Source organism: Pseudomonas sp. TNT2022 ID1044 (assembly GCF_028656895.1).
GTDB classification, from domain to species: domain Bacteria; phylum Pseudomonadota; class Gammaproteobacteria; order Pseudomonadales; family Pseudomonadaceae; genus Aquipseudomonas; species Aquipseudomonas reinekei.
Genome location: NZ_JAMDHB010000014.1, coordinates 181,114 through 197,675 on the forward strand (window position 1 = coordinate 181,114; position 16,562 = coordinate 197,675).

Sequence of the window (16,562 nt, forward strand, 5' to 3'; positions counted from 1 at the left end):
TTGGCAGCCACGAAATACCGTGGCACTGCAACACCGAGCAGCGGTGTAAAAAAGTTATTTGAAAATTCAAGGGGTACGAGTGAGCTGGTCGACATCACCAAAAATTCGCTCAATGCGCACCCAGGCGTCTGTCGCCTCAGCAATGGCCTGGATATATTGGGTGCGTGCGCTGATCAAGGTGCGCTGAGCATCGAGCACGTCCAGGAAATTGAACTTGCCCATTTCAAAACCCCGCGTAGCGGTGTCGACTGCATTTTGTGCGGCAGGCAGGATGGTCTGATTGAACGAGGCGACTTCAGTGTTTGCCGTCATCCACTGATCCAGAGTGGTTTGAATTTCTGTGCGCAGGCGTAACTCACTGGCATTGCGAAGGTCGCGGGCTTGATCGGTACGGCGGGCAGCTGCCAGTACATTGCCCTGGTTACGGTTGAATAACGGTATAGGCATCGACAGCCCCACGACATTGACCCGCTCCCGTTCCCGTTCATCGTATTGGCTGCCTACACTCACGGTGAGGTCTGGAATACGCTGAGCTTTCTCCAAACTAAGGGATGCTTCTCGCTGGTCGATTTGAAGCTTTGCCAACCGTAGCTCTGCGGTCTCGCCGATGCGGTTAATCAACAGCGAGAGTTTCGGCACATCTGGCATCGATTTACCGGCATCCCCCACAGACACGAACGCAGGCAATGGTGCCCCCATTACCTGAGCGAGCTGCTGATAGGCACTGGCCTCATCCCGCTCGGCCCGTCTCAACTCTAGACGCACCTCCGACAACTGGACTTCTGCTCGCGTGCCCTCAACAGGTGAAGATTTGCCACTTTTGATACGACCTTGAGCGACACGCAAACCACGCTCGGCGAGCTCAAGGGATTGACGTGCCAAGAGCAACCTTTGCTGGGCCGTTGATGAGTTGTAAAACGCCTGGATGACATCGGCACGCAAAACATTACGTTTGCGCTCCAATTCAATCCCAACCGCATCCTGAGCTCGGCTGGCAACATCTATCCTGGCCCCACGCTTGCCACCCAGCTCGATCGGCTGGTTGATCATTACCGTCGTAGTCCGTGAATTTCGTCGAGTATCTTCAGCCTCCCAGGACAGTTCGGGATTAGGAATCAAGCCCGCTTGTTGTCGATCTCCTTGAGCGATACCAATTTCCCGCTGCGCTGCAGCCAGATCAGGATTGTTGGCAAAAGCCGTTTCCAGTGCTTGATCGATGGTTAGCGTCTGCGAAGACGAAACTGCGGCAAAACTGGGGCCTGCCAGTGAGAGCATAAAACTGAAGCCTACAATCAGTAAGGCTTTTTTTATGCTAAAGGGTGCAGTTAATTTTATATGCCGCCGCAATTTCATAGTTCCTTTAACGCTAATATTTTCTATGCACAAATGGTAGAGTTTTCAACTTATCAGCAAGGTGACTGAAAAATTACAAATACGTTATCAAACGATCCGACTGTATTTTTTGCATTAGCATATGAGGTATTAAAAAATAGATGCACAAGGTCGGCAACATGACGAAACAAATACCAACCAATATCTTCCGAACAGCACTTGTCGAAGCTCGAAAACTATGTGCGTTGCGCCTCTATGGCTAAATTCAAGAGCGTTTTGTGCGACACGTTGTCGCAGGACGCTGGCTTGATGGCTCAAGAGCGGAGCTTTGGCTTGACCCTGTAGCAGCTATAGGCTTTAGGGTGATGATCATTACCGAGCAAACGGACGTTGAGACGCACAAACAGCTTAACAGTATCAAAGTCGTATTGTTTCGGTCGGAAAACCCTTACAAATACTAAATTTTTTCTAATTAACTAATATTAATTATCCTATTGAAAGGGTGACATATCATGCGAATCCTTGTAATTGAGGACGAGCCTAAAACTGCCGAATACTTGCATCAGGGGCTGACTGAAAGTGGCTATGTTGTTGACCGTGCGATAACTGGCGCGGATGGACTTCATCTGTCGCGTCAACATGTCTATGACTTGGTGATACTTGACGTTAATCTTCCAGAACTTGATGGTTGGGGTGTTCTTGAACGTCTGCGCCAAAGCAGTAATGCCCGGGTCATGATGTTGACGGCCCGAGGGCGCCTGGCGGACAAAATCCGCGGACTAGATTTAGGCGCCGATGACTATCTGGTCAAGCCGTTTGAGTTTCCTGAGCTACTGGCACGTGTACGAACCCTGATGCGTCGCAGTGAGCACATTCCTGTCCAGCAGGTACTCAAGGTAGCCGATCTGGAGCTCGACCAAGGACGCCACCGTGCTTTTCGTGGAGATCAGCGCATAGATCTGACGACCAAGGAGTTTGCGCTTCTGCACCTGCTGATGCGTCACACTGGAGAAGTGCTTTCCCGTACCCAAATCATTTCATTGGTCTGGGACATGAACTTTGACTGCGACACCAACGTTGTCGAGGTTTCAATCCGTAGGTTGAGGGCCAAAATAGACGACCCCTTCGATAACAAATTGATCCACACCCTTCGCGGTGTTGGTTACGTATTGGAGGCACGCGAATGAAGCCGGTCAGCCTGTCAATGCGACTAGGTTTGACGGTAAGTATTCTGGGAGCATTGTTGGTGGTGTTTTTGGCTATCCTGGCCTTTTTCGCCCTGACGCATGAGCTGGATAAGCTGGCGAAAAATAGCCTGTACAATAAAATGCAGCAGGTTGAGCACAGCCTCTCACTATACGACGACACGGCTGACGTTAACTCGACACCGCACTCGTTGCTGGATCAAGTCATGGGGCATGACAATCTGAACTTGGCCATCTATGACCTGACAAACCTCAGGACACCCTTACTGAAATTCGGGTCTGGTTTGTCGGATCCGCGGATTGAGTTGAAAGCTGCGACTGCTGCCGTTGACAAGATTTCATACTCCACCAATTCCGATGGTGAGGGTCGACACTTCCTTACCGCATCCAAGCTCATCCGATTAAAGAACGGTGTGAGCGTTCCCGTATTGCTGTCGATGGATTGTGCGAACGATGAAGCGCTGCTCAGCGCGTATCTTCGATCGACGATTATTGCACTGCCGCTTTTACTGATACTCATCGGAATAAGTGCCTGGGCCGTTGTGCAACGAGGACTTGCTCCCCTGAGAGAGTTCCGGAAGGTCGCCGCCATGATCTCTGCTCAAGATCTCAGCCATCGACTCTCTGTGGTCAAAATGCCTCAAGAGCTCAGTGAGTTGGCCCATGGCATCAACTTCATGCTGCACCGACTCGACAGCGGTATTCAGCAGCTGTCGCAGTTCTCCGATGACTTAGCCCACGAATTACGATCCCCCATCACCAATTTGATGGGCAAGGCCCAGGTTACCCTGTCTCGGGAGCGTCCGGCAGAAGAATACAAAGCAGTGCTTGGGTCATGCACCGAAGAGTTGGGGCGTGTCACCCGAATTGTCTCGGATATGCTCTTCCTTGCTCAGGTCAGTCACCCCGCCGCGCTCGTCCCGTTCGAGACAATTACCCTGGAAGATGAAGCGTTGAAAGTCATCGATCTGTTTTCACTGTCTGCGGAAGAAAAACGGATCAGCCTGAGCGTCACCGGAAACGGCAAGACCATTGGCGACAGGTTGATGATTCAGCGAGCAATATCAAATCTGTTGTCCAACGCGATACGTCACTGCCCGGCCGGACAATTCATTTCAATCGTTATCGAAAACCACGCCGATCAAGTCTCCCTACTCGTCGGCAACCCTGGCGCGGGGATCGAGCCTCAGCATCTGTCGCACTTGTTCGACCGCTTTTATCGGGTCGACACCAGTCGTTCACGTGCAGAAGGTGGTACCGGTCTTGGTTTGGCCATTGTTCGATCGATCATGAGCCTCCACCAGGGAACGGCGGACGTTCAAAGCATGCCTGGCAGCATGACCGTTTTCAGGCTGAACTTCCCAAACCTCGACGGACAGACCACCTGGCAACAGGCTAGAAAGGCTCAAGGGTAAACTCCCACAGCTAGCTTGTATAACCGGCCCCGTCCCTGCACCGCTGGAGATGCTCCGGTGGTCAGGGCTTTATGTCCGTTGGGTTCTCAGCACATCAGCAGCCCCTACCCCGACATGGGATGTTCACAAGATCCCGCTCTAGTGCTGCATGCCTTCGTTTTCTTCGAGCCCCGCATGAAACTGCGAGTTTTCTAATTGAAGAGTCGTATGGCTGATATGGAATACCTCACCCATTAGTCGAGTCAACTCAGCCAATATATCTTGCTCGGCACGGGAGGAACGCTGGATGACAAGGTGAGCACTCATGACATTCTTGCCGCTGGTCAGGGCCCAGATATGCAGATCATGGATATCCTCAACTCCTTCAACCGCCCTGATGCTCGCCTCCACTTCAGCGATATCGATACCATCCGGAACCCCTTGCAATAGGATGTTCATGCTTTCTTTGAGCAAAACCCAAGTTCTGGGAAGCACCCACAGGCCGATGGCTGCGGCAACGATCGAGTCAACCCAAGTCAATCCGGTAAAACGAATGATCAACGCCGCCCCTATTACGCCTATGGAGCCCAACATGTCGCTCCATACTTCCAGGTACGCACCTTTTACGTTAAGGCTTTCGGCACTGGCAGACATGAGCAAACGCATTGAAACAAGGTTCACAACGAGCCCTATCAGCGCGACGATCAGCATGCCTGTCGATTGGATTTCTGTCGGGATTTTAAACCTCTGATAAGCCTCGTACAAGATGTACACCGCTACCATGAACAACAGAATCGCGTTAAAAGCAGCTGCGAGGATCTCAAATCGTGCGTAGCCGAATGTCCGTTTTTTATCCGCAGCGCGTTTGGCGATCTGAATAGCGATCAATGAAATAGCCAGGGCAGTGGAATCGGTCAGCATGTGAGCCGCATCGGATAACAACGCCAAGCTGCCGGTAACGAAAGCCCCAATGACCTCCGCGATCATGAAGCTTGTCGTTAACGCCAGAGCGATCCACAACTTTTTCTCGTGTCCGGCACGAGCTTGACCGTGACTATGACCAGCGCTCATATGACTCTCCATGTGGATGAAAGGATGAGGCAACTACTCAGAAAACCGTCTGCGGGTCAATCTTCGTCAAGAAGGGATTCCAGTTCCGGAGAGAGAGGCATCACCTGAAAAGCGTTGATTCGGGCGCGGCCGGTATTCCCACGAGGCACCCACACTCTAGAAAATAGCAGTGCAGCGATGACACGTGGTATTTGCCCCAAAACCTCCCGGGGATCTTGTGCCCTGATGCCCACGAACAACATCAAGACGTGGGATTTGGCATGTAGCAGGGTACGACGTTGCGTAAGGATGTGGGTGCGCTCGAGCCAATGGTAAGCGCGCCCATAATCCCGGGAACGAATCGCTACACGGGCTTCGCCGAAGCCCTCGAGAATTGCGTCATGCAACCTCTCTTTCATGCTCAGCCTCCGGACTATTTTTTCAGCAAGCGCAACCCATTCAGTACGACCAACAGGCTGACGCCGACATCTGCAAACACCGCCATCCACATGGTGGCGAAACCCATCAAGGTGAACACTAGGAACACGGCTTTGATGCCGAGGGCAAATCCGATGTTTTGTTTGAGGATCGATGCGGTCTGCCGTGACAGGCGAACAAAGGCCGGAATCTTGCGCAGGTCATCATCCATCAACGCAACGTCAGCCGTTTCAATGGCAGTGCCCGTACCTGCGGCAGCCATGGCAAAACCAATCTGCGACTTCGCCAGTGCCGGTGCATCGTTTATCCCGTCACCGACCATCCCCACCACGTGGTTGCGGCTCTGCAACTCGCCAATGGCCGCCAGTTTGTCGGCAGGCAGCAAGTTACCTCGCGGCTCATCAATGCCCACACGTTGAGCAATGGCCTCAGCCGTATATGCGTTATCGCCAGTCAGCATCATGGTCTTGATGCCCAGTTCGTGCAGTTCCTTGATCGCAGCCTGACTTGAGTCTTTCACGGTATCGGCCACGGCAAACAGGGCGAAGACCTGAGTAGAGTTGGTCAACGCTACAACCGTTTTTCCCTGACGCTCCAGTCGACTCAGTGAGGCTTCCAGCTGCGGTGTTCCAAGCCCCAGCTCTTCGATCAGGCGATGATTTCCAAGGTGATAAAGCTGTCCGTCGATCACGCCCTTAACCCCACGTCCGGGAAGCGCTTCAAAGTTCTCCACCTGTTTGAGCGTTGAGGTGTCCAGTCCCTCGTGTTTGGCTATTGCCTGCGACACTGGGTGATCCGAGCGAGCACCCAGGCTTGCGGCAATAACCTGAGGGTCAACCGTTGAAAGCTCCACCAATGGCATGTAATCGGTTTGAACCGGCTTGCCGTGGGTGATGGTACCGGTTTTATCCAGCGCGACAAAACTCAGCTTGGCGCCAATTTCCAGGTAGACACCGCCCTTGACCAAAATGCCTTTACGGGCCGCCGCCGCTAGCCCGCTGACGATGGACACAGGTGTGGAAATAACCAAGGCACAGGGGCACGCAACGACCAGAAGTACCAAGGCGCGATAAATCCAGTCCGTCCATACTCCGCCCATGAACAAGGGTGGAAAGACCGCAATGGCGAGGGCAAAGAAGAACACCCCAGGCGTATAAACCTTGGCGAACTGGTCGACGAACCGCTGGGTGGGTGCTCGCGAACTTTGAGCTTCCTCCACCGCGTGAATGATCCGGGCCAGCGTCGTACTGTTGGCCTCTGCCGTTACGCAGTACTCGAAGGAACCCGACTCATTAATGGTACCGGCATACACAGGGTCATTGACCGCCTTCTCAATGGGCAGGCTCTCCCCCGTGATCGGTGCTTGATTGACGGTAGAGGTGCCAGAAACAACGTCACCATCCAGGCCAATACGCTCACCGGGACGCACCCGAACCAGAGCCCCGAGCCCGACCGTCTTCACATCGACTTCCAGCCAGGAGCCGTCGACCTGACGGACAGTTGCTCGTTCCGGCGTCAAATCCAGTAGGCCTTTGATAGCATTACGCGCACGATCCAGCGACTTCGCCTCGATCATTTCGGCAATGGTGAACAGCACCATGACCATCGCCGCTTCTGGCCACTGCCCGATCAACACGGCGCCGGTTACCGCGATGCTCATCAAGGCATTGATGTTCAGGTTCAAGTGTTTGAGCGCAATCCAGCCTTTCTTGTAGGTGGTCGGCCCACAAAGTGCGATGGCGAACAAGGCGACGACGGCAATCACCCATTCCGGGGCCGATTGGGTGAAGTGCAAGACCTCTGCGATTACCGCAGCGATACCGGACAGCGCTAACGGCCACCAACTGCTTTTACGCGGTGATGTCGCTTGTGACACGGCTTGCGTTGCATTGGCATTAGATATCTTGCCATCAGCAGTCAACGGTTCCGCGTGCATGCCAAGCGATGACACAGCCGCTTCAATACCCAGGGTATCCGGCAGTTCGTGCCAGACGCCCAGAGTACGTTTCATCATATTGAACTCAAGCTTTTGGATCCCGCTCATTCGAGCGAGCTTGCCTTCGATCATCGTCTGCTCGGTAGGACAGCACATTTGCCCGATCCGGAAACTGCTGAAGCGAGTCGATTCCCCGGCACCAGTCTGAAGCTCCTCCGCGCCAGGAGACTTAGTGTCGGATGACGGGCAGCCCACTTCAGTAAATAGATCATTGCCCACCGGAGCGGCAGATTTGCTCGGTTCCGCCAGGGCATGCAAGGTGGACGGCGCAGTGTTGCTAGCGCAGCATGATTTGCCGCCGTCTTGCGCAGGAGCGCAGCAACTGGCGTCTTCTGGTTTGAACGGGGCCGAAATCAAGTCTGCGGCTTTCGGATCACAACATCTGCTCGTGGACTGAGTATTGGTAACGCAGGGAGTGCTAGCCGTAGCGGCAGGTGCACAGCAACTCGAACCCGCAGACGAATCAAAAACTTCAACGCCGGCCTGAGTTTCAGGTGTTGGCTTGTCACCGCAACAGCTTTTCATAAGGGCACTCCCAGCAGGATATGGCGAAGAGTGAACACCCTATAGCCACTATAAGGTCAAGCAATTCATTAAGAGCTTGACCCATTCTCAGCATTACTAATCTTGCTTATCGCGACTGGTTGATCTCACTCCAAATGAGGTCATAGAGCTGCTGGGCACCGAAGTTGGTCAGCGGCTTACCGTTGACGAAAAACGTCGGTGTGCCACTTACGCCAACCTTTTTCGCATCGGCGGCGTCTCGCTCAATGGTGGCGGTGATCTCGGGAGACATCATGTCCTCACGCGCCTTGGCCACATCCAGGCCTGCCTGGCCGGCAGCGTCCCATGCCGCCATAGCTTTGGCGTCGTCATGCCATTGCGGTTGAGCCTCAAGGACAGCTTCAAGCACCGGCACAAACACGCCTTGTTTACGTGCGGTCTCCAGAATCCGGATGGCCTCTTCAGAACCGACGTGAAGTCGAACGTAGCGCAGCACCAGACGAACATCATCCGGATGCTGGGACATCATTTTTTTGACAATGGGATAGAAGGCGCGGCAGCTCTCACACGAGGGGTCAAAGAACTCGACAATTGTGACCGGTGCCTTGGCAGGGCCAAAACTTGGCGAATTGAATCGTACCAATGCGCCAGCTTCTTGTACGGGTGCAGTCGCCTGGGGCACCGTGGAGGCCCGGTCATAAAAGAATGCAGCAACCGCGAAGCCGATCACGGCCAGGGTACTGATGGCGAGGACGATGATGCGTCGACTCATTGGGTAAATCTCCGGCGGATAAGAACAAGAAGAAAGGTCAGAAGGCTGAATACGCCCAGCGATAACAATGGCAATGGCACACCACTGAGGATGGTCATGTCAGCACCCGAGCATGACGGGCCCGCACCACAGGGTTGAATGCTTTCGGAAATCAGCTCGAAATAAAGCAGGTTGTGGTACAGGGCTATCAACCATCCCATAACGGCCAACGGCAATGCATAACGCCAGACACCCGCGTCTGCGATGAAGCAAGCCACACCTAGCACAAGGACTAGAGGAAACATGAAGGCACGCTGAAACCAGCAAAGAACACAGGGTTCCTGTCCCATAACTTCACCGACGAACAACACGGCGATGGTGGAAACAAGAGCCAGCAGCCAGGCGCAAAGCAGGAGCGCCCAACCTTTGGGTTGAGGCTGTTGATGTGAAGTTGGCATCGGGTTAAAGCCCCTTCTTTTTTAAGTGGTAAGGGCGTGGCACGGATTTGCTTATCGCCTGATCTGGGTAGAATGAAGGTTCTAGCGACTATAAGGTCAAGCGAAATGAATGCGGCCACATACACCGTTGGCGCCTTGGCAAAAGCGACCGATACCAAGACGGTGACCATCCGCTATTACGAGCAGCTGGGCCTGCTGCCCTCTGCCGGAAGATCACCCTCAGGCTATCGCTTCTACACGGATGAGGAGCGCGACCGCCTTTTGTTTATCCGACGCAGTCGCTCACTGGGATTCAGCCTGGATGACATCCGTGAGCTTTTGGGATTTGCTGATCGACGCGATGCTTCCTGTGCTGGAGTAGACGCAAAGGTCGAGGGACAACTGGAGCAGGTGCGAATGCGTATTCGCGACTTGCAGGGCCTGGAGGCTGAACTGGAGCGTCTGACCGTCTGTTGTCAAGGTGGTGTGATCGAGCAATGCCGCATCATTGAGTCATTGTCGAAACGTGATTAGGTCGGCAATGGATTATTGTCCGAAGACAGGGGCTCAAACTCTCCAGGAGTGTCTGCTTTGGGTTGAAGGCCTTCATGATGCCCTAATGGCACTGTACATATCGCATAGCACTGTTGACCTTGCGTCCTGTCTGACAGTTTCATATCGCTTCGGCATGCCTAGGTAATGCGATAGAAATTAGGGCTGCCAGCAACACGAAGGCTGTAGAAACCCACAAGCAGGCCTCCAACCCGTAACTCTGATAAATCCAGCCGGACAGCACGGTACCGAGCAGTCGGCCCAAGGCGTTCGACATGTAGTAGAAACCCACATCCAACGACACCCCGTCTTCTTTGGCATACGAGACGATGAGATAGCTGTGCAGAGAAGAATTCACCGCGAACAGTGCGCCAAATACCATCAGCCCACCCAGCAGCACAACGTGAGGCGACCAACCCGCCGAGAGACCGAGGGCGATTGCCGCTGGCAACCCCGCCAGCAACCCCGCCCAAATGAAGGCAGCCCGCCCATCAGGGACGTGGCCGCGTTTCTTTCCGGTGATGTTCGGCGCCAATGACTGGACGATGCCGTATCCGATGACCCAGGCCGCGAGGAAGCCGCCAACCTGCCAGAAGTCCCAGCCAAACATGCTGCTCAGGTACACCGGCAGCGCCACCACGAACCACACATCGCGGGCACCAAAGAGGAACATTCGCGCCGCCGAGAGAATGTTGATCGCCCGGCTCTTGGAGAGGATGTCGCGGAACTTCGGTTTAGCCTTGGCTTTACCCAGATCCTTCTTCAGCAGGAACAGGCTGGCTACCCATATCAGCGCCAGAGTCGCGGCCATCGCCAGCACGGCAACCGTGAAGCCCAGCAATGCCAGCAGCGCACCGCCCAGGAAGAAACCCACACCTTTGAGCGCGTTCTTTGAACCGGTGAGAATTGCCACCCACTGGTAAAGGGTGCCTTGCTGGTTGTCGGGCACCAGCAGCTTGATGGAACTCTTGGCGCTCATCTTGTTGAGGTCTTTGGCAATGCCCGATAGCGCCTGAGCCCCCATCACCCAAGGGATGGTCAGCCAGGCGGCGGGCACCGTCAGCATCAACAAGGCTGCCACCTGTAAGCCCAAGCCAATGTTCATGGTGCGATTCAGGCCTAGACGGGCCCCCAGGTAACCGCCCACTAGATTGGTAATGACGCCGAAGATTTCGTAGAACAGAAACAGGAACGCAATCTGTAACGGGCTGTAGCCCAACGCATGGAAGTGCAACACCACCAACATGCGTAGCGCACCGTCAGTGAGGGTAAAAGCCCAGTAATTGCCGGTCACCAACAGGTACTGGCGCACTTGCGGGGAAAGGGCTGACAACGCGTTCATGATCTCTCCCTGTTAATCGGCCAAACCGACCAGTTTGGCCAACTCAACAGCGCGGTTGGCATAACCCCATTCGTTGTCATACCAGGCATAGATCTTCACTTGAGTGCCATTGATCACCATCGTCGACAGCGCATCGATGATCGATGAGCGCGGGTCGGTGCGGTAGTCGATGGACACCAGTGGGCGTACTTCATAGCCGAGGATATTTTTCAGTGGGCCTTCTGCCGCCGCCTTGAGCAACGCATTAACCTCGTCCACCGAGGTGGCACGCTCCACTTCGAATACGCAATCGGTGAGCGAGGCGTTGGCCAGCGGTACGCGCACCGCGTGACCATTCAGGCGGCCACGCAGCTCGGGGAAAATTTCCGCAATGGCGGTGGCCGAGCCGGTGCTGGTCGGGATAAGGCTCATGCCCGAGGCACGGGCACGGCGCAGATCCTTGTGCGGTTGATCGAGGATGCTCTGGGTGTTGGTCAGGTCGTGAATCGTGGTGATCGAGCCGTGACGGATGCCCAGGTTCTCGTGGATCACTTTGACTACTGGTGCCAGGCAGTTGGTGGTGCAGGAGGCTGCCGTGAGGATACGGTGCTGCGCCGGGTCGAACAGGTGCTGGTTAACGCCCATCACCACGTTCAAGGCGCCTTGCTCCTTGACCGGCGCACAGACCACCACACGCTTAACGCCCTGATCCAAGTAGGCCTGCAACACCGCCACCGTTTTCATCTTGCCGCTGGCCTCGATCACCAGATCGCAACCCGACCAGTCGGTGTCGCCAATCGCTTTGTTCGCGGTGACCTTGATGCGCTTACCGCCAATCACTACATGATCGCCTTCGGCGCTGGCTTCGCTGTGCCAACGGCCATGCACAGAGTCGAAGTTGATCAGGTGTGCATGGGTTGCTGCATCGCCTGCAGGATCGTTGATCTGCACGAACTCGAACTCTGGCCAACTCCAAGCGGCTCGTAGAGCGAGGCGACCGATCCGACCAAATCCATTAATGCCAACTTTGATAGTCATGTTGTTGTGCTCTGTATCTGTCGTCAGTGGGAGTTCGACTGGGTATCGAACTGGCCGATATATTCAATGTGGGTTGGATGCTGAATGGCGCGTGGACGCAACGACTGAACATCGCGGATGGCATCGCTGAATGGCACACCGCTCTCAATCAACAGCTGCGCCGCGATCAAGCCAGTACGGCCCGAGCCACCCTTACAATGGATGGCAATGGTTTTCCCTTCGTTCAGCAGTTGCTTAAGTCGTGAATGGTGCTGTTCCCATGCGTTTTTGAATGCTTCGCCAGGAGCTTGATCATCGTCCACTGGCAGGTGAAACCACTCGATGCCGAGCATTTGGCACTCTTCGGGCAGCAGGTCGATCTCGTTCTGAAGTAACTCCTCAGTCGGCATCAGTGTCAGCAACGCCGATGCACCTGCATTCTTAAGCGTTTGCAGCGCCTCGAAAGGTAGGGTGCCCTTCGTGCCGGGGCACGGGGTGAAGATTAATTGGCCACTGAACTGTGCCAGGGGCAGTACGGAATATGGGTGTTGTTGCACGGCGAAATATCCTCAGATGGAGCGCTGATTAACACGTTTCATGAGTTCTTCCGCCGATTCCTTGCGTTCGGAATAGCGGTCGACCAGATAGTCCTGGCGGTCGCGAAGCAGTAGTGTAAATTTCACCAACTCTTCCATTACGTCCACGACACGGTCGTAGAAGGGAGAAGGTTTCATCCGACCGTTATCGTCGAACTCCAGGTAGGCCTTCGGCACCGAGGACTGGTTGGGAATAGTGAACATACGCATCCAGCGACCCAGCACACGCAGCTGGTTGACCACGTTGAAGGATTGCGAGCCACCACAGACCTGCATCACCGCCAGCGTCTTACCCTGGGTTGGGCGCACCGCGCCCATGGTCAACGGAATCCAGTCGATCTGCGCCTTGAACACTGCGCTCATCGAACCGTGGCGCTCGGGGGAGCACCAGACTTGACCTTCTGACCAGAGCACCAGTTCGCGTAGCTCCTGCACTTTGGGGTGGCTGTCCGGCACATCATCTGGCAACGGCAGCTCAGATGGATTGAAGATGCGTGTTTCTGCGCCGAAGTGCTGCAACAGGCGCGCAGCTTCTTCAGTTAGCAGGCGGCTGAACGAACGCTCGCGAGTCGAACCGTAGAGCAGCAGGATGCGCGGCTTGTGCGTGGCCGACAACGTACTGCCAAGTTTATCGAGTGTCGGCAGATCAACCAGTTCGGCATCGAGGTTGGGGATCAGTTCTTCAGTCATAGATTTATTCCTGTGTGAGGGCGCCTTTGGGTTGATCGAACCAGCGGCGTTTCAGCCAGAGGGCCACGCCAACCAGGGAGATCAGCACCGGCACTTCCACCAGTGGGCCAATCACCGTGGCGAAGGCCACCGGTGAGGCGAGACCGAAAGTCGCGATAGCCACGGCTATGGCCAGCTCGAAGTTGTTGCTGGCAGCGGTAAAGGCCAGCGCGGTAGTGCGTGGATAGTCAGCGCGGAGCAGTTTGCCCATCCAAAAGCTGATGAAGAACATCACCACGAAGTAGATGGTCAGCGGGATAGCGATACGCAGCACATCCAATGGCAGTTGCAGCACCATGTCGCCCTTGAGGCTGAACATCGCCAGGATGGTCAGCAGCAGCGCGACCAGCGTCAGGGGGCTGATACGCGGAATGAAGCGTTGGCTGTACCAAGTCTCACCTTTGCGGCTGATGAGGATCTTGCGCGTTAGAAAACCAGCCAGGAATGGGATGCCCAGGTAGATCAGCACGGACTCGGCGATGCTGACAAAGTTGGTGACTATTACGCTGCCCTGTAGACCGAACAATGGCGGCAGCAGACCAAGGAAGATCCATGCATACACACTGAAGAACAGGATCTGGAAGATGCTGTTGAAGGCAACCAACCCCGCGACGTATTGGTTGTTGCCGCCCGCGATCTGATTCCACACCAGCACCATGGCGATGCAGCGAGCTAGGCCGATGAGGATCAGACCGGTCATGTACTCCGGCTTGTCGGCGAGAAACACGATGGCCAGTACGAACATCAGCACTGGGCCAATCACCCAGTTTTGGATCAACGATAGCGCCAAGATGCGCTTGTCCTTGAACACCTCCGGCAGCTCTTCGTACCTGACCTTGGCCAACGGCGGATACATCATCACAATCAGGCCGATGGCAATCGGGATGTTGGTCGAACCCACCGAAAGGCTGTTAAGCCAGGCCGGCAGCCCCTCAAACAGACTGCCCAAGCTGACACCAATCGCCATGGCGAGAAAGATCCAGACCGTCAGATAGCGATCCAAAAAAGAAAGACGGCTTTTACTCATCGTCATGTCTCCAGTGTCAGAGGGTGCCGATCAGGGCCAGCTCGGCCTTGAGTTGTTCGGCACTTAACCGCTTGAGCGGTAAAGCCAGGAAGGCTTCGATTCGGGTTCTGATCTGTTCCAGAGTGGCTTCGAAAGCCGCCTCGATCTCTTCTTGAGTCCCTTGATATTCCGAAGGGTCTGCCAAGCCCCAATGGGCCTTGGTGGCCGGCCCGAAAAACACCGGGCAGGCTTCGCCGGCAGCCTTGTCACACACCGTGATGACGAAATCAGGCGCCAGGTTCTCGTAAACATCGCTGGACTTGCTATAGAGCCCTGCGGGCGAGATTTCAGCCTTATCCAACGTTTTCAGACTCAGCGGGTGCACTTCACCCTTCGGCTGGCTACCGGCGCTGTAGGCTTGCATATCCGTCGGAGCCAAATGATTGAACATGGCCTCACAAAGAATGCTGCGGCAGCTGTTGGCGGTGCAGAGAAACAGAATCTTCATCAGGCGATCTCGTGAAGGCCGAGCGCTGCTCGGGCAGGCGTTACTCAGCAGCAAACGGCTAGGCGCTGAGGGCGATCACCCATCACGTCGAGGCGTTTGGCGTCGGGACTGAGCCAATGCTGGTTGGCGTCAAGAGTGGTTTTCAGTACGGTCATCACCCAGTCGGGCAGACTCGGATGCAGGCGGTAATACACCCACTGGCCTTGCCGACGATCCTCCAGCAAACCGCAATTGCGCAGTTGCGCCAGGTGGCGGGAAACCTTCGGCTGGCTCTCATCGAGTGCGCAGGTCAGTTCGCAAACGCACAGCTCTTCCTCACGGGTGATGAGCAACATAATGCGTATGCGAGTTTCGTCGGCCAGGCATTTGAATACGGTGGTCGGTGTCAGATGGTCAGCCATAGGGGTCTCAACGTTTGTTTTTCACCAACACGAACATCTTGATGCGTTCATGGATCTCGTGAAGGGTGTGACGAAATGCATCATGTTTGGTGCTAGTGACCGGGTCTTCAAAGTTCCAGGCCAGCACCTCTCCGGCGCCTGGAAGGGCATGACATTCCAGAGACGATTTATCGCACAGCGTGATGACGTAATCGAAACGCTCTCCCGCAAACTCATCGATAGACTTGCTGTGCAACCCTTCGGTACTTACACCCAGGTGCTGAAGTGATCCCAAGGTGCGGGGATCAATCTCGCCGGGCGCAGTACCTGCACTGAAGGCTTCGAACTGCTCTGAATCAGTGTGGCGCAGCAGCGCCTCAGCCAACTGTGAGCGAGCAGCGTTAGCCACACAAACGAACAGCACGCGGGTCTTATCAGTCATCGCCAAGTCTCGAATTGGATATGGTTTTACGAATATACGTTTTTTCGAATATTCAGTAAAGCAGCAAGACCAATACCCGTAAATATAGCCAATTTCAAGCCCTGAACTTTCATTAACCTCAGCCGGATCGCGGCCAATCGGCACGCCTCCAGCCACTTAACATCTGATAAATCGTATATTCGTATTTGGTAATTAATCTGTCATCGCGGCGGCTTAGGCTCTCCCACGCCTCAACCTCAAACAGGAATCTTGCGATGAAAAACTGACCCTGACTGTTCTCTGCTAAAGGGGACAGCACCATTCTTCAAACAGGGCTTTACATGTGCATGTGCATGCACATATATTCTCGGCATGAACATCACCACCAACCGATCTCAAGCCATTGAGTCTGCCATTGAGTCTCTCGATGGTGCATTTTTCAAAGCCCTCTGCGAGCCGCCAAGAGTCGCTGTGCTGAAGCGCGTCATGCAATTAGGTCGAGCAGATGTGACCGCGATTGCGGCTGATCTACCGCAGGAGCGTTCGGTGGTATCTCGTCATCTTCAAGTGCTGCTGGATGCCGGGATCGTGCGCGCCACTAAGGTGGGACGTCAGATGTTCTATGAGGTGGACGGCCCAGCCATCGTTAAGCGACTGGAGGACATCCTCCATCACACCAAGAGCATTGCTTTATTGTGCTGCCCAGGCGGGTCTCGCTGATTTTTTTCTTACCTAAATATGTGTATAGGTGCGCACACATGAACGCAATAGATCGCCCATTCGATGTTGCCGTAATAGGCGCAGGGCAGGCAGGAATGGCCTGTGGCTGGCATTTGAAACAGCAGGGACTCGATTTTCTGATCTTGGATGAGCAGCAGCAACCGGGTGGGAACTAGCGTAACTACTACGACAGCCTCGAACTGTT

The 16,562-nt window shown here is 54.7% G+C and carries 19 protein-coding genes; 5 read left to right on the forward strand and 14 right to left on the reverse strand.

Annotation, left to right across the window (positions count from 1 at the left end; genetic code table 11):
• Positions 1 to 66: 66 nt before the first annotated feature.
• A complete protein-coding gene (locus M5G20_RS18815; RefSeq protein WP_152670452.1) occupies positions 67 to 1,353 on the reverse strand; it encodes a TolC family protein in 1,287 nt (428 codons plus the stop codon).
• A gap of 491 nt (positions 1,354 to 1,844) precedes the next feature.
• Here M5G20_RS18815 and M5G20_RS18820 point away from each other — a divergent pair, with 491 nt between their 5' ends.
• Both M5G20_RS18820 and M5G20_RS18825 read left to right on the forward strand, forming a co-directional pair.
• Entirely contained in the window at positions 1,845 to 2,519 is a 675-nt protein-coding gene (locus M5G20_RS18820; RefSeq protein ID WP_046819787.1) for a heavy metal response regulator transcription factor, read from the forward strand.
• Positions 2,516 to 3,952 carry a heavy metal sensor histidine kinase gene (locus M5G20_RS18825; RefSeq protein WP_046819788.1) on the forward strand — a complete coding sequence of 479 codons (1,437 nt, stop codon included), beginning with the start codon at positions 2,516 to 2,518 and terminating at the stop codon, positions 3,950 to 3,952. The genes M5G20_RS18820 and M5G20_RS18825 overlap by 4 nt, the downstream gene beginning before the upstream one ends.
• 138 nt (positions 3,953 to 4,090) lie before the next feature.
• Here the strand turns inward: M5G20_RS18825 and M5G20_RS18830 are convergent, their stop codons facing one another.
• From M5G20_RS18830 to M5G20_RS18850, 5 genes are all read right to left on the reverse strand, one after another.
• A complete protein-coding gene (locus M5G20_RS18830; RefSeq protein ID WP_046819789.1) occupies positions 4,091 to 5,002 on the reverse strand; it encodes a cation diffusion facilitator family transporter in 912 nt (303 codons plus the stop codon).
• A gap of 56 nt (positions 5,003 to 5,058) precedes the next feature.
• A complete protein-coding gene (locus M5G20_RS18835) occupies positions 5,059 to 5,400 on the reverse strand; it encodes a DUF3703 domain-containing protein (RefSeq protein ID WP_046819790.1) in 342 nt (113 codons plus the stop codon).
• Positions 5,401 to 5,414: 14 nt separating this feature from the next.
• On the reverse strand, positions 5,415 to 7,487 hold the full coding sequence (locus M5G20_RS18840) for a heavy metal translocating P-type ATPase (protein WP_414478848.1): 2,073 nt from the start codon (positions 7,485 to 7,487) through the stop codon (positions 5,415 to 5,417).
• Between the two features lie 559 nt (positions 7,488 to 8,046).
• Positions 8,047 to 8,691, reverse strand: a complete 645-nt coding sequence (locus tag M5G20_RS18845; protein WP_046819792.1) for a DsbA family protein — start codon at positions 8,689 to 8,691, stop codon at positions 8,047 to 8,049.
• Positions 8,688 to 9,128, reverse strand: coding sequence for a disulfide bond formation protein B (locus tag M5G20_RS18850; RefSeq protein WP_046819793.1), 441 nt, complete (start codon positions 9,126 to 9,128; stop codon positions 8,688 to 8,690). The genes M5G20_RS18845 and M5G20_RS18850 overlap by 4 nt, the downstream gene beginning before the upstream one ends.
• 105 nt (positions 9,129 to 9,233) lie before the next feature.
• Between M5G20_RS18850 and M5G20_RS18855 the strand changes: the two genes are divergently transcribed.
• Positions 9,234 to 9,641: a MerR family transcriptional regulator gene (locus M5G20_RS18855; protein ID WP_046819794.1), complete on the forward strand. Its 408-nt coding sequence runs from the start codon at positions 9,234 to 9,236 to the stop codon at positions 9,639 to 9,641.
• Positions 9,642 to 9,780: 139 nt separating this feature from the next.
• On the opposite strand, the gene arsJ is transcribed toward M5G20_RS18855, so the two are convergent.
• The 8 genes from arsJ to M5G20_RS18895 are packed head-to-tail and all read right to left on the reverse strand — an operon-like array spanning position 9,781 to position 15,658.
• Positions 9,781 to 11,001, reverse strand: a complete 1,221-nt coding sequence (gene arsJ, locus M5G20_RS18860) for an organoarsenical effux MFS transporter ArsJ (RefSeq protein WP_046819795.1) — start codon at positions 10,999 to 11,001, stop codon at positions 9,781 to 9,783.
• Between the two features lie 12 nt (positions 11,002 to 11,013).
• Positions 11,014 to 12,018 carry an ArsJ-associated glyceraldehyde-3-phosphate dehydrogenase gene (locus M5G20_RS18865; protein WP_046819796.1) on the reverse strand — a complete coding sequence of 335 codons (1,005 nt, stop codon included), beginning with the start codon at positions 12,016 to 12,018 and terminating at the stop codon, positions 11,014 to 11,016.
• Positions 12,019 to 12,041: 23 nt separating this feature from the next.
• Positions 12,042 to 12,554 (reverse strand): phosphatase domain-containing putative toxin, encoded by a 513-nt coding sequence (locus M5G20_RS18870; protein WP_046819797.1) that lies wholly within the window; start codon positions 12,552 to 12,554, stop codon positions 12,042 to 12,044.
• Positions 12,555 to 12,566: 12 nt separating this feature from the next.
• Positions 12,567 to 13,283, reverse strand: a complete 717-nt coding sequence (gene arsH / locus M5G20_RS18875; RefSeq protein ID WP_046819798.1) for an arsenical resistance protein ArsH — start codon at positions 13,281 to 13,283, stop codon at positions 12,567 to 12,569.
• A 4-nt stretch (positions 13,284 to 13,287) separates the two neighbouring features.
• A complete protein-coding gene (gene arsB / locus M5G20_RS18880) occupies positions 13,288 to 14,349 on the reverse strand; it encodes an ACR3 family arsenite efflux transporter (RefSeq protein ID WP_046819799.1) in 1,062 nt (353 codons plus the stop codon).
• 16 nt (positions 14,350 to 14,365) lie between these two features.
• Positions 14,366 to 14,836, reverse strand: a complete 471-nt coding sequence (locus M5G20_RS18885) for an arsenate reductase ArsC (protein WP_046819800.1) — start codon at positions 14,834 to 14,836, stop codon at positions 14,366 to 14,368.
• A 44-nt stretch (positions 14,837 to 14,880) separates the two neighbouring features.
• Positions 14,881 to 15,237, reverse strand: a complete 357-nt coding sequence (locus M5G20_RS18890) for a metalloregulator ArsR/SmtB family transcription factor (RefSeq protein WP_046819801.1) — start codon at positions 15,235 to 15,237, stop codon at positions 14,881 to 14,883.
• A gap of 7 nt (positions 15,238 to 15,244) precedes the next feature.
• Positions 15,245 to 15,658 carry an arsenate reductase ArsC gene (locus M5G20_RS18895; RefSeq protein WP_046819802.1) on the reverse strand — a complete coding sequence of 138 codons (414 nt, stop codon included), beginning with the start codon at positions 15,656 to 15,658 and terminating at the stop codon, positions 15,245 to 15,247.
• Between the two features lie 351 nt (positions 15,659 to 16,009).
• Here M5G20_RS18895 and M5G20_RS18900 point away from each other — a divergent pair, with 351 nt between their 5' ends.
• Together M5G20_RS18900 and M5G20_RS30170 are read left to right on the forward strand one after the other, a co-directional pair.
• Positions 16,010 to 16,357, forward strand: a complete 348-nt coding sequence (locus M5G20_RS18900) for an ArsR/SmtB family transcription factor (RefSeq protein WP_046819803.1) — start codon at positions 16,010 to 16,012, stop codon at positions 16,355 to 16,357.
• A gap of 38 nt (positions 16,358 to 16,395) precedes the next feature.
• Positions 16,396 to 16,533 carry an FAD-dependent oxidoreductase gene (locus M5G20_RS30170; RefSeq protein ID WP_321032487.1) on the forward strand — a complete coding sequence of 46 codons (138 nt, stop codon included), beginning with the start codon at positions 16,396 to 16,398 and terminating at the stop codon, positions 16,531 to 16,533.
• The last annotated feature ends 29 nt before the right edge of the window (positions 16,534 to 16,562 follow it).

What these genes read in the sequence shown, in the direction of transcription:
- M5G20_RS18815 (WP_152670452.1), bottom strand. Translation starts at nt 1,353, where the DNA reads ATGAAATTGCGGCGGCATATAAAATTAACTGCACCCTTTAGCATAAAA.
- M5G20_RS18820 (WP_046819787.1), top strand. Translation starts at nt 1,845, where the DNA reads ATGCGAATCCTTGTAATTGAGGACGAGCCTAAAACTGCCGAATACTTG.
- M5G20_RS18825 (WP_046819788.1), top strand. Translation starts at nt 2,516, where the DNA reads ATGAAGCCGGTCAGCCTGTCAATGCGACTAGGTTTGACGGTAAGTATT.
- M5G20_RS18830 (WP_046819789.1), bottom strand. Translation starts at nt 5,002, where the DNA reads ATGAGCGCTGGTCATAGTCACGGTCAAGCTCGTGCCGGACACGAGAAA.
- M5G20_RS18835 (WP_046819790.1), bottom strand. Translation starts at nt 5,400, where the DNA reads ATGAAAGAGAGGTTGCATGACGCAATTCTCGAGGGCTTCGGCGAAGCC.
- M5G20_RS18840 (WP_414478848.1), bottom strand. Translation starts at nt 7,487, where the DNA reads ATGATCGAAGGCAAGCTCGCTCGAATGAGCGGGATCCAAAAGCTTGAG.
- M5G20_RS18845 (WP_046819792.1), bottom strand. Translation starts at nt 8,691, where the DNA reads ATGAGTCGACGCATCATCGTCCTCGCCATCAGTACCCTGGCCGTGATC.
- M5G20_RS18850 (WP_046819793.1), bottom strand. Translation starts at nt 9,128, where the DNA reads ATGCCAACTTCACATCAACAGCCTCAACCCAAAGGTTGGGCGCTCCTG.
- M5G20_RS18855 (WP_046819794.1), top strand. Translation starts at nt 9,234, where the DNA reads ATGAATGCGGCCACATACACCGTTGGCGCCTTGGCAAAAGCGACCGAT.
- arsJ (WP_046819795.1), bottom strand. Translation starts at nt 11,001, where the DNA reads ATGAACGCGTTGTCAGCCCTTTCCCCGCAAGTGCGCCAGTACCTGTTG.
- M5G20_RS18865 (WP_046819796.1), bottom strand. Translation starts at nt 12,018, where the DNA reads ATGACTATCAAAGTTGGCATTAATGGATTTGGTCGGATCGGTCGCCTC.
- arsH (WP_046819798.1), bottom strand. Translation starts at nt 13,283, where the DNA reads ATGACTGAAGAACTGATCCCCAACCTCGATGCCGAACTGGTTGATCTG.
- arsB (WP_046819799.1), bottom strand. Translation starts at nt 14,349, where the DNA reads ATGAGTAAAAGCCGTCTTTCTTTTTTGGATCGCTATCTGACGGTCTGG.
- M5G20_RS18885 (WP_046819800.1), bottom strand. Translation starts at nt 14,836, where the DNA reads ATGAAGATTCTGTTTCTCTGCACCGCCAACAGCTGCCGCAGCATTCTT.
- M5G20_RS18890 (WP_046819801.1), bottom strand. Translation starts at nt 15,237, where the DNA reads ATGGCTGACCATCTGACACCGACCACCGTATTCAAATGCCTGGCCGAC.
- M5G20_RS18895 (WP_046819802.1), bottom strand. Translation starts at nt 15,658, where the DNA reads ATGACTGATAAGACCCGCGTGCTGTTCGTTTGTGTGGCTAACGCTGCT.
- M5G20_RS18900 (WP_046819803.1), top strand. Translation starts at nt 16,010, where the DNA reads ATGAACATCACCACCAACCGATCTCAAGCCATTGAGTCTGCCATTGAG.
- M5G20_RS30170 (WP_321032487.1), top strand. Translation starts at nt 16,396, where the DNA reads ATGAACGCAATAGATCGCCCATTCGATGTTGCCGTAATAGGCGCAGGG.